The sequence below is a fragment of the Cognatundibacterium luofuense genome (genome assembly GCF_018139685.1).
GTDB lineage: Bacteria > Pseudomonadota > Gammaproteobacteria > Burkholderiales > Burkholderiaceae_D > Undibacterium > Undibacterium luofuense.
This window is the reverse complement of the sequence record NZ_JAGSPN010000342.1, coordinates 1-350: the sequence shown is the minus strand read 5'-3', so window position 1 is coordinate 350 and position 350 is coordinate 1. Positions and strand designations below refer to the sequence as shown.

The 350-nt window shown below is 51.7% G+C and carries 1 protein-coding gene; it reads right to left on the bottom strand.

The genetic code is table 11. From position 1 onward, the window contains the following. Positions 1-350, bottom strand: a 350-nt coding sequence (petA, locus tag KDM89_RS20700) for a ubiquinol-cytochrome c reductase iron-sulfur subunit (protein WP_212689727.1), incomplete at both ends; no start/stop codon positions are given.

Here is a 350-nt window from a genome sequence, read left to right as displayed (position 1 = left end):
CTGGTTTATTTTTGAATACGCGACCAGCCAGATCGAACGTAGAGCCATGGCATGGGCATAAGAAGCCACCTTGCCAGTCATCTGGTAACGATGCCTGGGCACCAGCCTGGAACTTGGAACTTGGGGAGCAACCGAGATGGGAACAAATGCCGACTGTCACCAGAATTTCCGGATGTTCTTTGCGGGAGCGGCTTTGCTTATCGCAATACTCCGGCATATCCATGGTGTAAGGCTTATTGGATTGCGGATCAGCAACTTTATCTTCGGTCTTGGCCAGACTGGCCAACATTTCCGGTGTCCGCTTCAGAATCCAGACTGGCTTACCACGCCACTCCACCGTTGTCATTTCA